General features: G+C 68.3%; 12 protein-coding genes. 1 reads left to right on the forward strand and 11 read right to left on the reverse strand.

What is annotated here, in order from left to right; all coding sequences use genetic code 11:
• The first annotated feature begins 19 nt into the window (after positions 1 to 19).
• The gene (locus MLP_RS01700) at positions 20 to 367 is read left to right on the forward strand and encodes a hypothetical protein (RefSeq protein ID WP_041789605.1); all 348 of its coding nucleotides are present in this window, start codon (positions 20 to 22) and stop codon (positions 365 to 367) included.
• 131 nt (positions 368 to 498) lie between these two features.
• Here the strand turns inward: MLP_RS01700 and MLP_RS01705 are convergent, their stop codons facing one another.
• The 11 genes from MLP_RS01705 to MLP_RS01755 all read right to left on the reverse strand — a co-directional run bounded on the left by MLP_RS01705 (position 499) and on the right by MLP_RS01755 (position 13,946).
• Positions 499 to 1,038, reverse strand: a complete 540-nt coding sequence (locus MLP_RS01705) for a phage tail protein (RefSeq protein ID WP_041789606.1) — start codon at positions 1,036 to 1,038, stop codon at positions 499 to 501.
• A gap of 66 nt (positions 1,039 to 1,104) precedes the next feature.
• Positions 1,105 to 3,045, reverse strand: a complete 1,941-nt coding sequence (locus MLP_RS01710) for a putative baseplate assembly protein (RefSeq protein WP_013861263.1) — start codon at positions 3,043 to 3,045, stop codon at positions 1,105 to 1,107.
• Between the two features lie 2 nt (positions 3,046 to 3,047).
• Entirely contained in the window at positions 3,048 to 3,563 is a 516-nt protein-coding gene (locus MLP_RS01715) for a GPW/gp25 family protein (RefSeq protein ID WP_013861264.1), read from the reverse strand.
• Positions 3,564 to 3,575: 12 nt separating this feature from the next.
• On the reverse strand, positions 3,576 to 5,354 hold the full coding sequence (locus MLP_RS01720; protein ID WP_013861265.1) for a VgrG-related protein: 1,779 nt from the start codon (positions 5,352 to 5,354) through the stop codon (positions 3,576 to 3,578).
• A gap of 157 nt (positions 5,355 to 5,511) precedes the next feature.
• Complete coding sequence (locus MLP_RS01725) at positions 5,512 to 6,297, reverse strand: CIS tube protein (RefSeq protein ID WP_013861266.1); 786 nt, start codon at positions 6,295 to 6,297, stop codon at positions 5,512 to 5,514.
• On the reverse strand, positions 6,294 to 6,764 hold the full coding sequence (locus MLP_RS01730; protein ID WP_013861267.1) for a phage tail protein: 471 nt from the start codon (positions 6,762 to 6,764) through the stop codon (positions 6,294 to 6,296). Before MLP_RS01730 ends, MLP_RS01725 begins: the two co-directional genes overlap by 4 nt.
• A 22-nt stretch (positions 6,765 to 6,786) precedes the next feature.
• On the reverse strand, positions 6,787 to 11,244 hold the full coding sequence (locus tag MLP_RS01735) for a hypothetical protein (RefSeq protein ID WP_013861268.1): 4,458 nt from the start codon (positions 11,242 to 11,244) through the stop codon (positions 6,787 to 6,789).
• Between the two features lie 11 nt (positions 11,245 to 11,255).
• Entirely contained in the window at positions 11,256 to 11,462 is a 207-nt protein-coding gene (locus MLP_RS01740) for a DUF6760 family protein (RefSeq protein ID WP_013861269.1), read from the reverse strand.
• Positions 11,408 to 11,875: a hypothetical protein gene (locus tag MLP_RS01745; RefSeq protein ID WP_041790894.1), complete on the reverse strand. Its 468-nt coding sequence runs from the start codon at positions 11,873 to 11,875 to the stop codon at positions 11,408 to 11,410. The genes MLP_RS01740 and MLP_RS01745 overlap by 55 nt, the downstream gene beginning before the upstream one ends.
• 5 nt (positions 11,876 to 11,880) lie before the next feature.
• Positions 11,881 to 12,324, reverse strand: coding sequence for a phage tail protein (locus MLP_RS01750; RefSeq protein WP_013861271.1), 444 nt, complete (start codon positions 12,322 to 12,324; stop codon positions 11,881 to 11,883).
• 68 nt (positions 12,325 to 12,392) lie between these two features.
• Positions 12,393 to 13,946: a phage tail sheath family protein gene (locus tag MLP_RS01755; RefSeq protein WP_013861272.1), complete on the reverse strand. Its 1,554-nt coding sequence runs from the start codon at positions 13,944 to 13,946 to the stop codon at positions 12,393 to 12,395.
• Positions 13,947 to 14,263: the final 317 nt, after the last annotated feature.

A 14,263-nucleotide genomic window follows, 5' to 3' on the forward strand; every position in this document is an offset into this window, starting at 1 on the left:
CTGAGTGAGGGATTCGATCATGGGTATTGACGCGGCGCTGATGATGCTGCTCCGGTGGTTCGGATCGGTGGCCCTGATCATCCTTGCGCTGGCGGTGGTCACGCTGCTCATCGACCGGCTCCGCAACCGGCTCACGCAAACGAGCGACGAAGGCGAGATCTCGCCGCCGGTTCACCAACTGCCGCCGCCGGTCCTGCTCCGGCCGCGGGCCGGCGAGTCCCACGCCGCCGAGCTGCCGGTTCCGGCCCCTCTGGATCCGGCCCCGCTGGATCCCGCGCCGTTGGATCCCACGCGGCGAACCCCGGCGAGCGATGCCGGCAGCCGGTCGGATGTCGTCTGGGAACCCGAGGACGTCCGCGCCGGGTAAGTCCGCGCGTGCTGCCCGCCAAGGGCAGATCGAAAGGTGCGTAGATGTAGCTTCAGGCGAAGGTAGCTACATCTGCGCACCTTTCAACTTTGGCACCAGCACCTTGGGTCGACCGCAGGCCGAGATCGACCTCAGAGCTCGTTGATCTGGAGCCGATGGCGTACGTGCACGGGTTTGATCTGGTTCACCAGGGCGTCGAGGCGTTCCGCGTCGATCGGATCGTCCTCGGTCGAGTCCACGGTCACCACGATCATCGGCTGCGGTGAGCCGGGGAGCTGGGCGTCCGGCTGGAGCGACCAGGCCGACCCGCCGGACTCGGTGACCCGTACGTCGATGCCGAGGGCAGCTTCCAGGGCCAGCTCGATGCCGCGCCGGGTGCCACGGATGGCGTGCAGTTCACCGGCCGAGGCCAGCAACGCGCGCTGCAGACCGAGCTCCTCACCGGGATCGACCTCCATGCCGAGCCAATGGCCGAGCCAGGGCAGCATGTCCGGCGGGGTCGTGCCCAGATCCAGATAGGCCGCAAACCCATCCAGGCTCATCAGCACCGGCGCGAGCACCTCGTCCAACCCGGCGCACAACTGCTGGGTGAACGGGTCCTCGCGCAGCATCCCGGGCAGCGTCGCGGCGAGCGGAACCGGGCTGGACGCGCCGTTGATCGTGCCTCTCATCGCGTCATCACCCGCCCCTGATCGATCGAGGCTCACCCGCGCCTCGGGTCACCCACACAGCTTGAGTCACTTGCGCACCCGAACCTGATGCTCGAAGGAGTAGATCAGCGCGGTTGGCGCGATGTCGATGCGCTGTGTCGCCGCACCGCGCTTGCCGGTGAACGCCTCGGCCGGAAACAGCGCCGCGCTGACTTCGCGGGCCATGTCGACTCCCGGGATGCGCGCCAGGGCCGCGTGTACCTCGTGGGACTGGGCCGAGCGGCCGAACGGCCAGCCGGTGCCGTCCGGGCCGCCCACCAGCGGGTGATAGAGCCGATACAGCGCACGCAGCACCTCAGCCCGCACCTCCGCGGGGTCGAAGAGCGGCCGACAGCTGAGACTCACCACGGCGGTCAGCCAGGCATAGTCCGGTGGCTGGACCAGCAACCGGGTGCCGACCAGCCGCCGCGCGTCCAGGTTGTCCGCGATCCGTTGCAGAGTCACCTCGCGCGGATCCAGATCCGATCTGCTGATCCGGCCCAGCTCATCGCTGGCGACCTGCGGCACGACGAGTACGCGGATCCCGCCGTCGGTCGGGTCGGCCACACAATGCACCCGGGCGGCATCCGGCGCGACGTCGAGGGCGAGCTGTTCGAAGTCCTCGGCTGTCACCGCCCGGCCGCGAGAGCGCAACACCAGCGGGCCCCTGGTCTTGGCATCGGCGAGGCTCTCCGCCTCGGCGCCGCCGATCGCGGGAATCCGGTTCTCGACCGTGCTGACGTACGGCACTGAGGTCTTGAGCACGCGGACCAACCCGCGGCCCACGTTCCCCGACTGGCCACCCCCGGTCAGGTACGTCTCCAGTCTCAGCACCGCACCGGCCGGCGGCACGGCCCCATAGTGGATGACGTCGTTGTCGGCCGATCGGACGGCTGGGCCGAACTGGACCTGCCCGGCGAACCGGTCGATCCGGAAGTGCCGGTCCTGGGGCCCGGATGCCGCGAAGTGCGGCACCTCGGTCCAGATCTCCTCGCGGCCCCCGTGCAGCACGGTGAGCTGGGCCGGCGTCTCCGAGGGCAGCACCGGCCGCTCCTGCAGGACGAAGCTCTGCGCGGGCGTACCGTCCGACTGCCCGATGATCTCGTTGTTGATCGCCTCGGCATGGACCGTGGGCGCGGTGCCTCCGACGGTGAACGCACTGATGGCGAGGATCTGCGGTGGTGCGGAATAGGTCGGTTGGTCGGGCTCTGCGGCGACGAGTCGGCAACGCAGCCAGCCGGCGCGCTGCCGGGCGATGATCGACGCCTGGTGCGCGCCCGGCACATGAAGGATCACATCGCCGGGCTTGTTCAGGCCTCCCGTGTCGTCGGAGTCGACCTGGCAGGGCACCCAGCCGTTCTCTGTCGCGGCCTCCCACACCACGGGCGGGTTCCGCGGGTCGACGCCACGACCCGACACCCGGCAGTTGAGGCGGAGGGCCACCGCACAGTGCGGCACGGCGTCGGACAGGCCGACCAGCAACGCATCCCCCACGACCGGCGAGTCGCTGAAGCAGCGGAATCCCTGCGGGCCGGCGAGCGCCAAGGTCATGTCGGCGGCATTGCCCCCGGCCGGCTGCATGGCCGCGCTGACGAAGGAGCAGGGCAGGATCTCGAGCTCGCGGGTGGTGCTGAACACGATCGGGTCGGCGACATCGGTCCGGGCGGTGGCGACCTGAGTCTCGGCCCGTACCGTGATCGGCTGTGGCCGGGGCGCCGACAGCCAGAAGGTCACCTCACCACGAGCCGCGGCCGGCGGCCGGAGCTCGACGCCGATCAGTTCCAGGAACTTGACGTAGTGCAGGTCCGGCACCCGATTGACCCGATAGATCAACTGATCGACCATCTGGGCAAAGGCCTCGATCAGCGTGACACCCGGGTCGGAGACGTTGTGGTCGGTCCAGGTCGGGCAGCGTTGCTGCACCAGCCGCTTGGCGTCGTCCACCAGGTCCTGGAACCGGCGGTCGTCGAGGTTCGGGGCGGGGAGCATGGTCAGTTGCCTCCGATCTGGCCGAGAACTGAGCCCGGCAGCGGGATGGCTCCGTACGCGGGCCGGCCGGTCTCCAACTGCCCGTTGATCGGCTGGCCGATGGCATGCCGCCCCGGCTCGCCCTCGTCGGGGATCACATAGAACGGGAAGACGAGGTTGCGCGGGTCGTTCAGACCGCGGATGGTGTAGCCGATGTCGATCAGCACCCGACCAGAGCTGATCTGATCGAAGCTGACCCGGACGTCGGCGACGTCGATCCGCGGCTCCCACCGTTCCAGGGCCTCGCGGACGTCGTACGCGATCTGTCCGGCGGTCGCGGTGTTGGCCGGACCGAAGACATGATCGTGGATGCGGCAGCCGAAGTCGGGTCGCATCGGCCGTTCGCCGATCGCCGTGCCCAAGATGAGCAGGATGGCCTGCTCGATCTCCCGCTCCCGGGTGACCAGGGCGACTCGGCCGGTGGGATCCGCGCGCAGCGGATAGCACCAGCCGGCGCCGATGAAGTCGACTTCCTGCATGCTCAGCCTCCGCTAGTTGATCTTGACCAGCCCGCCGCTGATCGTGGTCATGGCCGAGCCCTTGAGCTCGGCCGTGGTCTGGCCCTTGACACTGACGGTCATTCCCTCGACGGCCACACTGCCGTTCGACTTCACCTGGACGGCGCCGCCACCGCCGTCCAGCTGGACACCCTGGGTCGCGTTCATCTTGATCGAGGACGCCTTCATCGTCAGTTCGGAGGTCTTGGCATCCAAGGTGATGCCCTGGGCTCCCTCGATCAGCACCTTGCCGTCGGCCTTGATGGTGATGGTGGTGTTGGTCTTGTCGATGTTGATCAAGAACTTGTCGTCGTCGGTGGCGATGCTGATGCCTTGTTTGGTCCCGGCCTCGTCGAGCAGGTCGATGCGCTGCCCGGTCCTCGAGATCAGGGAACGCCGGTTGATCGCGCCGGAGTTGCCGTCGATCAACTCGTTGGGTCCGGTGGTCGGCACCTTGTCTATCCCGTTGTAAAGGCCGCCGAGCACCACCGGCCGGTCGAAGTCCTGCAATTCGAAGCCGACCAGCACTTCGTCGCCGACCTCGGGCGGCACGACCCAGCCGCGGTCCTTGCCCGCACCCTGATAGACCACCCGGGCCCAGCCGCTGACGTACTGGTCGTTGAGCCAAGGGAACTTCAGCGTGACTCGGCCCAGCTTGTCCGGGTCCTTGACATCGGTGACCTGGGCGATCACCACGCCGGGTGGGGTTCGCCGGCTGCGTGCTCCGCCGGAGGCGAGGCCGAGGAGTGAACGGTCCTGCTTCCCGGTCACGGTGATCGTGGTGGTGTAGCCGGTTGTCGGATCGAACCGATGCCGGGCACTGGTGATCGTGTACTTGCCGTCGAACGGTTCTCCGAGGTCTTCGAGCTTGACTTTCCCGCCGGCCTTGAGCGAGGGATCGCCTTTCGCGACGCCCTCGAACTCGGCGAAGGCGGAGGCCATCTCGTCGGCGAGCGCCTTCGCGGCTTGGTCGACCTCGTTCTGAGTGCGGTATGGCACGTCGGCGGACACGTACGTGGGATCGCCGAAGGCGGCAGCCATGTCGCTGGGCTTGGTTGTCGTCTCGATGCTGCTGGTCTGGGCGGGCGCATTGGCGACCAGTGCCTTCTTCTCGGTGACGTCCCAGCCGCGTACCTCGACCTCCTTGACCTGCTGGGCGGAGGTGAGCACCGAGCGGAAGCGGAGGAGCTGCTCGCCGAACCTCAGGGTGATCTCGGATCCGGCGGCCGGAGCGCAGAACGAGAAGGCGCCATTGCGGACGGTCAGGTCCGAGCCGGTGTCTCGTGCCAGCTGGCTCAAGATCTCCCAGTCGCTCTGGCCGGCCTGACTTACGAAGGGGAAGACCGTCGAGGTGGCGTCCACTTTGTCGACTCGCAGGCCGGCGCGTTTGGCGACCTTGGTGGCGATGTCGGAGGCGGTCATCTGGACGTAGCTGACGGTCCGTCGCTCGCGGAACAGCCGATGGGCGGCGTCGTAGCCGCGGATCAGGGTGAAGGTGCCGCCAATGTCGAATTCGAGTTCGAGGGCGGTGATCTCGGCCTCGATCAGGGTGACCGGCGAGGACAACGCGGAGGTGCTGACCTTGATCGTGATCTTGCCGCCGACCTTGGCGCCGCTCTTGGACAGCACGATCCTCTCGGGGTCTCGGAACCGCAGGGCAAACATGTCCGGTAGGCGCTGGCTGGTCTCGACATGCGCCGAAGTCAGCAGCGGCTCGAGATCGGCGGGCATCGCGGACCCGTTGAACTCCACCTGGCAGAGACCCCCGGTCATGGGCGGAGCCTCTCGGGAGTGCAGGAGCGATTCTGAGCGACAGGCCCGAGGGTGAAGCGAGTGGATGTGGCTGAGTTGTCGTTCAGAATCGTGACGAACGAGCGAGATCTCGCGGAGCCCAGGACCGCGGAGCGCGGAGCGCGGCCATCGAGTACCGTCATTGGGTTACCCCCATCTCCGACAGTGAGGGGAGCAGGACCATCTGCCCGATCGGTAGCCGCAGTGGGTCGTCGACGCCGTTGAAGGCGGCCAGCGGCCGCCAGTGCGCGGGATCGCCGTACTCGGCGTACGCGATCGAGGCCAGGGTGTCACCGACGATGGTGCGATGGACGCGGCGGATGCTGTCGCTGCCCGAGGTCGGGTTCTGGCGCGGCGGCGCGCCCGGCATCTCCTCCATCGCCACGCTGCAAGTGGCCCGGATCGGGGTCCCGTCGGAGCGGAACAGGCTGTACTTCGCGGTGACCGAGGTGATCACCGCCGGGAAGGTGGAGATGCTGCCCCACTGCAGGACGACCAGCGGGGGAGTCGGCTTCTTCTGACCCGCACTCTGCTCGGTCGGTACGCAGCAGCCGAACAGCTTCTCGACGATCTCCAGCACGGAGCCGGACCGGGACGCGGTCGCGTCGAAGAACATCTCGACCGTCAGCTTGCAGGGGTCGGCACCGGTGAACTCGGGAGGCGGCGCGCTCTCGGACTCCTTGGCGGGACTGTGCGTCCACTTCGCCGACTTGGTGATGCTGACCTCCTTCGGGTTGAACTGGAAGCCGATCGTGTCCAGAATCCCGCCGGGCTTGTAGCCGCCCGGCGCCGGATCGGGGGTGTAGACGGTCAGCTTGGCCTTGTCCATGGTGGGACGGCCCTCGACCGCGCTTCCTCCTGAACCACTGTCTCCAGGGATGCCGACTTGACCCGTGCTGCCGGCGAGGGCGATCGCCGTGGTCATGTGCCGGCCCCCGAGCTCGGCAGGAAGCCGTGGTGGGCGAGTACCAGGGTCTCCATGGCGACGTTGTTGGCCCCGACATCGAGGTCGGGTCCACTCCAGCTCACCGGGACTACTCCATCGAGGTTCCAGCTGGTGACCTTTTCGCCGTCGCCGGTCATGGCGGTGATGCATGCGGTCTTGTATGTCGCTTCGTTGGCGAAGCTGATCAGCCAATCGGTGAGCTTGTGACTGTCCGGGCCGACCGCTCGTTTGAGTGTGATGTTGCTGTATTTGACGCGACTCGGCAGCTGCCAGACGAAGCCGTTGGTGCCGCCCTCCTCGCGCTGTTCCATCACGACCTCGACCTTCAAGCCGCTGCAGGTGTTGAAATTGCCGATGCTCTTCCCGTCGATGGTGACGGTGAAGCGCAGGCTGACCGCCGGGTCGGCGGCACCTTGCGCACCGGTGCTGCCTTGCGCTGCAGCCATGGTCGTCCTCCTCCGGGGATGGTCAGGGTCTCAGGTCGGTGAGCAGGCCGGCGCGTTCCCGGTCCTGCCAGAGCTCGGCGCGGATACGAGACGCCATCGGCTCGTAGAGGCGGCGGGCCATCTCTTCCAGTTGCTCGGCCGTCGGCGTGGCCGCCGCGGCATCGGGCGTCGGGGCGGCTGCCGGCGCCGCGGCGTCCGGGGGCAGCGTGGTCTGGACGACGGTCTCGGTCGGTGGTGCGCTTGGGGAAGCATCGGGAGCGGCGCCCAGCCGCTGGACTGTGGCGCCGTCTGCGGACGACTGGGCCGCTGCCATCGAGAACAGCTCCGCGAGCCCGACCGTACGGCTGGAGACCGCCATTGCTGGTGCGTCGGCTGCGTGGCTGGAGGATATGGATTGAGCCGGGGAGGTTGAGCTGGATCGAGACACCGCGACCGGCGGATCGAACTGTTGTTGCATCGCCGGAGCCTGCGTTGATCCAGCCTGCATCGATATCGGCTGCATCGGCATCGCCTGCATCGACAGCGGCTGGACTGATGCGGTCTGGGCCGAAGCGCGCTGGACGGCTGGCTGGGCGGTCTCGTAGCCCGAGGTTTCCTGACTGAGCCGCTGCGTGGCCGGTGAGTTGGTCGAGATCGGACCGGCCGACGGCACGGACAGCGAGGGCGAAGACACCGGGGTCGGCGAGGAGACCGGTGACCAAGCGGCTGACGCTGGTGCGGCGGGCATGGTGCTCCCGCCCGGTGCGCTGCTGTCAAAGCCGTTCCCGCCAGGCATGCTGCTCCCGAAGGCGGCACCGGCGGCTGCTGAGCCGTTGGTGGCGTCCGGGCTGCCGGGGTTCGAGGGCACCGGATCCCGGACATCGCGATAGTGGATTCGCTGCACGCTGGCCGGCTGCGATGGTGCCGCCGGGCCGATGGGCACCGCTGGCGCCGGTGACAAGGGGCTGGGGCGGAGTGCGAGCAGACTGCGCTGGACGGGCAGGGACAACGGCCCAGCCGAAGACGTCGACGTGGCGGGATACGTCGACATCAGCCGGGTTGCCGCGGGCGGCAGCACACCGTGATCATCGGGGGCCAGGTGACGTGCCACGACCAACTCCGGACCGGCCGTCCGGCCAGCACCGGCCGCCGCGTCCGAGCGGACCGGTGGGTCAACGGCAACGGCGACATCTGAACTGGCATCGGGTGCCGAACTGAAGACGGGTCCATGGCCGGCCGCGGGTCCAAGGTCGCCGGCCGGATCTAGGCTGCCGGCGATATCACGGCTGACGACCAGATCGGCGGTGGGGCCGGCGGCGCCCTCGGACACGGCCGGCTGGCCGGCGGCCGTGAACAGCGGATCATTGGTCTGGAGCGCGGAGATGGCGGCCGAGAAGCCACTCAACGGCGCCTGCGCCAGCTCCGTTGCTGGGCTCCCGGTATGGCTCTCGGGAGCCCCCGCGTAGCCCTCAAACGACCCTGCGTGGCCCTCGGACGATCCGGTGGAGCCCTCAGCCGAGGGGCCGGACGATCCCTGGGATGCCGATTCGCCGGCCATCCGTCGCTGCACCGGGCGGGCGATCAGCGGCGGGTACTCGCTGTCGGCAGGAGTTGCGCTATCGGGAGCTGCGCCGGTGGGAGTCGTGGCAGTGGGCGTCGAGACGCTCAGCGGCGAGGTCGTGGACAGCGAGGAAAGGGCGGAGGAGGTTGTTGCCGAGGACGTCTGGACGGTGGGCATCGTCTGGGTGCCCGATGCCGTTGGGGCTGACGGAATGGGGATCGAGACCGGCGGGCTCGCAGGCACGGCTGATTGAGCCGCCGATCCGGGGGCGGACTCGCTGATGGTGTGACGCTGCAGCGTGGGCCGGTCTGATTCCGGCGGCGCTGCCGGGGTGGTCGGCACGGTCAGTGGCAGGAGCTGCGCGGATGGCTCGCTGCCCGCGGACTGGGCTGCTTGGCCCGAGTTTGTGTCGTGGCCCGAGTCGGCTGTCGCGCGCTCGATCAGCGGCGGCCGGTCCGCCAGCAGGGAGGCCGTCGGAAGGCTTGGCTCGGGTTCGTGCTGCGGTACGTCGCCAGCTGCGGCCGCTGGAGAGTCAGCCGGCCGAGTCTCGACGGACGGGGAAGCAGCGTCGGTCGACGGAGACTCGGCCGATGCGGACCCGGTTGACACCGGCTCGACCGGCAGCGAGTTGGTAGGCAGCGAGTCGGCGGCCGGGGAATCGGTGGGCTGCAAGCCGCTGGACAGGGAGTCGGAGACGGACGACGCTGCGGCTGTGGTCATCGCCGTCGAGGACTCGGCCGTCGAGGACTCGCCGGTGCGAAGGGTCTGAACGACGCTCAGCCCGGCATCCGTCGCCGATGCGGAGGGCACTGAGGTGCTGGGGATCCGGGCCACGGTCAACTCAGCCGCGGGCGGGGCTGCCGGTGGTTCAACGTTCGCTACGAAAGCACCGGCCGGGGCGGTCAGGCCGGCCGGGGCTGCCCAGCCCGTTGCGGCCGACTCGGTGGTGGACGTCGGAGTCAGCGAAGCCGGAGCAGTTGCGGTCGGGGTCGACGTCCCCGCATCGGTTGCAGTTGGGGTGGACGGCATCGGATCGCCCGATGCGGCTGCTGGGAAGGAGTCAGCAACTGCCGAAGCCCCCGGTGTTGGGGCGACCGGACCCGCGGGTGCGTCAAGCGTATGACGTTGCAGCGTGGGCCGGGCGGATTCCGGTTGGGCTGTGGGCGCGGTCGGCACCGTCAGCGGCGGCAGCTCGCCCGGCGATTCGCGGATGGTGGGGCTGGCGATGTCGGCTCTGGCGGCATCGGGTCCAGAGGCTCCGCCGTGGGCCAGGGCATCGTGGGCCAGGGCATCGTGAGCAGAGGTGTCGACGAGCCCGGGCCGCTCAGCGAGCAGTCCGGCCGTCTCGGTGGATGACTCGTTCTGGCTGGGCGCTGGTACGGAGGCGTCACTGCTGGTGAGGGTCTGCACCGCGGGGGGATCGATGTCCCGCTCGCCAGCGCGTACGTCGATCTCTGGCGTTGCTGGGATGCCTGGCGCCGCTGCTGTGTCCGATCCCAGCGGAGTGCCTGACGTGGCCGGTGTCTCTGGCGCCAGCGGTGAGTCTGGTTCCGCTGCTATGACCGGGCCTGCCGATGCAGTGCCGTCGGCCGGCTGTGTGGCGGCCGGGCCGGCCGGCTCGCTGAATGTCTGAGCGCCGAGTCCGCCGGCCGTTCGACTGCCCAGCGCGGAGGCGGTCGAATCGCCGGGGATCGCGGTCCGGGCCACGACCAGCTCAGGGTCGACCGATCGCGTCGGAGGCTCGGGTACGGCGAGCGCCGAATCAGGGGTCGACTGCGCCGGGATGCTCACCGGTGTGATGCCCGAGGCGCCCGAGGTGCCGGCGGGATCGGCCAGTGTCCGGGCGACAGTCACCTCGACCGCGGACGTTGCGCTGACCGGCGTACCCGAGCTGGGAGAGTCCGCGGGAGTCGGCGATGGGGCCTCGATCGGGACGGCCGAAGGCTCGACCGCCGGCACCACTGATGGTGCAGCCGAGGGCACGACCGATGCTGGCGGCGGCACCGCCGATGGTGCAGGCGGGGACACGACCGATGGTGCAGTCGGGGCCACCGCCGATGGCGGGACCGATGACGGCGCCGGAGCATCGATCGTGCGGCGTTGCAGGCTGGGCCCGGACATGTCTTGCTTGGGCTGAGTGGTGGGTACGGTCAACGGCAGCTCGGTGGATGGCCCGCTCGCAGCAGGGGTGGGCCGTCCCTCGTCATGGGACGTGGCGGGACCATCGGCAAGTGAGCTGGTCATATCCGCAGGCGTGGACTCGACCAGTGGCCGGTCCGGTAGCAGCGACGCCGTCTCCGCGGTGGGCTCGACCTGGCGCTGAAGGGCGGCCGCCGGTTCTGGTGACGGAACTGATCCGGGCAACGAGGACGGCGCTGCGGGAGAGTGGGATCGGGAGACGGAAGGCTCAGCCAGTTCGGCGCTCGGCGGTGCCTCCATACCCGGTGTCTCCACCGACCGCGGTGTCTCCACCGACTGCGGTGTCTCCACGGATTGCGGGATCTCTACTGGCTGCAGGGTCATGATCTGGCGCTGCACGGCGGACGCCTGGTTCTTCACCGGGCGGTCCGGCACCCGCAGTTCCACTGCGTCCGCGTACGGAATCGGCTGACCGGCCGGTGAGGTCAAGCCGCCGATGACGCCACTCGGCCCGTCCGGGTCAACGGCATGCCCCAGCGGGGCGAGGAGACTCGGATTCTGATATGAGGCAAGCGATGCACGGAAGGCCGCCGGTGGAGCCACCGAGGTGGAGTCGGCGATGCTCCGCTGCACCGGCGGCAACCGGGTCCAGGCATCCGAGAGGGGCCCGGTCGGGGAGGTGATCGGGCTCGGCTGAGCAGCAGCAGACGGCTGCGGAGTCCCGGCATCACCGCCGTCGGACTCCGCAGCCTTGGCCCGGCGAGGCCACCCGAAGGCTCCTCGCTCCCACGGCCATCGCATGCTCACCACTCCTACTCCCCCGAAATGCGGGTGTTGAGGGCACCGATCTCACGGACGAACCGCTGACGCTCCGCATGCTCCAGGTCGAGGATCGCCTCGTGGGACCAGTGCAGGTAGTAGGCGACGTACGCGATCTCGGCGTAGAGCCGGTCGGTCGCGTACGTCAGGATTCCCCCAGGCGCCCTCCGGAGACGTCGACCGCGAAGTGGTGCTCGCACGACGGGCAGGTCACCGTTGCCCGGGTATGTCCCTCGGTGTTCACCCGGCGATAGAGATCCTGCAGGAACGCCAGATCGGTGGCGAACAGATTCTCGATGATGCCGGCGTGGATGTCCTCGATGCCGCCGATCCGCTCGATCACCCGAGCGAGCAGCACCACCGTCAGGTACGCGGGGTTCTCGCGGACCCGATCGTCGCGCAAGGGAATCAGTTCGTCGCGGGCCGTGGCCAACCGCATCACGCCGTCGCGATGCACCCTGCCCGAGCCATCCACATAGCCCCGAGGCAGCAAGAAGCTGAACTCGGTGACCAGACGTTGTCCCTGATCTGAGGATCTCGTCTCGTCTGAGCCGGCTGACGAGCCAACCGGCGCCTGCTTGGGCTCGGGGATGATCACGGTCCCGCGACGCATGGCCATCAGCCCACTTCGATCGCTTCGCAGGTGAGGGTCAGCTTCTCCGTCAGATAGGAGGTGTCGCCGGCCTTCAGGCTGCCGATCTCCAGGCTCTTCGGCCAGGCGTTCGTCAGCTTGTAGCGCTTCACCTCTTGACCCTCATAGTCGAAGATGATGATCGAGCCGCCCTTGCGGGAGTCGACCATTTTGCCGAACCGGCTGTTCTGGATCCAGGTCTCGAAGCTGTTGTCGGCGGTCAGACCACGGGTCAGCGTGATATCTGGTGCCTTCGGCCGACCGGGCAGTCGCTTGATCGTGAACTTGCCGTCCGGGGTGTTCTCCTTGAACTCCACGACGTCCTGCTCGAGCTTCAGCCCGGAGACCTCGGTGATGCTCTTGATCGTGACGCCGTCGAACTCGAGTCCGAACGAGTGGCCGACCGAACTGTCGCCATCTGGAAGTGCCATCTGAGTTGTTCCTTTCCGTGCTCAGTACTGGGGGGAGGGCGGTGGGCCCTATGAGTGAGTGCGAGTGGCTACTCGGCGACCAGGCTGGTGCCGCCGGAGAACTGGGCGAGTCGGAAGATCACGAACTCGGCCGGTTTCACCGGGGCGACCCCGATCTCGCAGACGACCTGACCCGCGTCGATGCCCTCGGCCGGATTGGTCTCGCTGTCGCACTTGACGTAGAAGGCCTCGTTCGGCGTGGCGCCGAAGAGCGCGCCGGCCCGCCACTCCATCACCAGGAACGCGGCGATCGTACGGCGGATCCTCGCCCACAGGGCTTGGTCGTTGGGCTCGAACACGACCCAGTTGGTGCCGTTCAGGATCGTCTTCTCGAGATAGTTGAACAGCCGCCGGACGTTCAGGTAGCGCCAGGCCGGATCGGAGGAGAGGGTACGGGCGCCCCAGACCCGGATCCCGCGACCGGGGAACGCGCGGATGACGTTGATCCCTTGCGGGTTGAGCAGGTCGTGCTCGTTTCGGGTGATGTTGATCTCGAGGTCGATGGCGCCGCGGACGACCTCGTTCGCGGGTGCCTTGTGGACACCGCGGGTCGCGTCGTTGCGGCCCCAGATGCCGGCGATGTGCCCCGACGGGGGCATGAAGCCGAGCTGTCCGGTGGCTGGATTCATGGTCTTGACCCACGGCCAGTAGAGCGTGGCGTACATCGAGTCGTAACGCGCCTTGTCGACCCGCCACTCCTTGATCTGCTGGGCGTTCATGCCCGGCGGCGGATCGAGGATCGCGACGCGATCGCCCATCAGCTCGCAGTGGGCGATCATCGCCGTCTGTACGGCTTGCACCTGTTCGAGGTCGATCGCACCCTGCTGGTAGGCGCTCATCAAGTCCGGGACGCAGAGCATGGTGATGTCCTCGATGGCCTCCAGGCCGCCGAAACCGGTGCGATCGGCGACGTCGCCGACATAGTCGTCGGCGCTCAGCCGCGCTGGGACGGCTTCCGGTGGCGGCGGTGCGACCAGGGTGGTGCTGCCGCTGGCCGGCCGCGCGACGGTACCGCTGCCGGTGTCCTCGACCTTGATGACCTTCGAGGCCGCGTTGACCATGGTCACCACGTTCTGCTTGCCCCGGGTGAAGTTGGCCCGGTCGAACTCCTCGACCTGCTCGCCGCGCACCTTGACGACCAGACGGAACATGTCGTCGCCGGGATTCTCGCCACCCGGATCGGTGACCTCGACGGTGATGTCACCCGGTGCGATGGCTGGGTCCAATGCGGTGACCTTGAGCCGGCCGATCTGGGCCGATGTCCCGGGAGTCAACTCCTTGCGCTGGCCACCACCGCGTCCGGCACCGCCGGAGTTCTCGCTCTGGCCGATCCGGACGACGTAGCAGTTGCCGCCGCCGTTCTGGAAGTAGGAGTAGACCGATTGGCCCAGGTAGGACCCGGCGACGATGCCGCCGAAGGTCGTGGTGAACTGCGTCCAATTGCTCACCAGGGTGGGAGTGTTGAACGGGCCTTCCTCGGCGAGGCCAATGAAGGCGGCGATCGCAGTCCCGGCGCCCTCAAGTGGAGCGGCTCCGGATGCGACCTCCTCGACATAGACCCCGGGTGACTGATACGACGGCATGCTGGCTCCTCGGGTGATGGACGTGGCGTACCTCAGAGTGCCGCCCGAAGAGGGCTAGAGATACGTCCCGTCGGACCTGACCCGGGGCAACAAGATCTGCCCGAAAGGGAAAGCGGCGGATCGATGGGGGACTGGCCATCAGTTCGATCACGCTGGCAGAGTTGCATTTCGGTGTGCTGGTGGCCAATGAGCCTCGTGCCCGAGCGGAGCGAGTGCGGCGGTTGCCGGTCTTGCAGCGGCGATTCGATGCGCTGCCGGTCGACGAAGCAGTGGCCGAGAGCTACGGGCACCTGTCAGCAGCCGTGGTGGCCGTCGGC

This window comes from Microlunatus phosphovorus NM-1, assembly GCF_000270245.1.
In the GTDB taxonomy this organism is placed as follows: domain Bacteria; phylum Actinomycetota; class Actinomycetes; order Propionibacteriales; family Propionibacteriaceae; genus Microlunatus; species Microlunatus phosphovorus.